General features: G+C 65.1%; 1 protein-coding gene. It reads left to right on the plus strand.

Features of this window, described 5'->3' with window-relative positions; genetic code table 11:
• The coding region (locus GHO41_RS29505; RefSeq protein ID WP_153435367.1) for a DUF3482 domain-containing protein at nt 1-507 on the plus strand (507 nt) is incomplete at both ends.

Below are 507 nucleotides of genomic sequence, written 5' to 3' on the forward strand. Positions count from 1 at the left end.
AGCCTGAATGGCGCGACGCCTTGGCCCGGCTCGGCCTGCATGCGCTGGTGCGTTTTGACAGCGTGGCCCCGCCGGAAGACGGCGAGCGCCGCCTGTATGAAAGCCTCGCCTTGCTGCTGGAGCATTCACGCGACGCGCTGCAACGCTTGATCACTGATCAGGAGGCTCAACGCGAAGCACGCAAACACAGCGCCCTGCGCATGATCGCGGAACTGTTGATTGACTGCGCCGCGTGCCGGCGTAGCGTGGCCAGCGAAAAAACTGTCGAGCAACAGGCCATCAATCAACTGCGCGAAGCGGTTCGCCAGCGTGAACAACGCTGCGTCGAGGCGCTGCTCAAGCTGTACGGTTTTCGCCCCCAGGACGCGGCGGCCAGCGACTTGCCGTTGCTGGACGGACGTTGGGGCGACGACTTGTTCAACCCCGAAACCCTCAAGCAATTGGGGGTGCGCGTGGGCAGCGGGATTGCCGCCGGCGCCGCTGCCGGGGCGGGTGTGGACTTAATGG

Source organism: Pseudomonas sp. FSL R10-0399, assembly GCF_009600165.1.
Taxonomy (GTDB): domain Bacteria; phylum Pseudomonadota; class Gammaproteobacteria; order Pseudomonadales; family Pseudomonadaceae; genus Aquipseudomonas; species Aquipseudomonas helleri.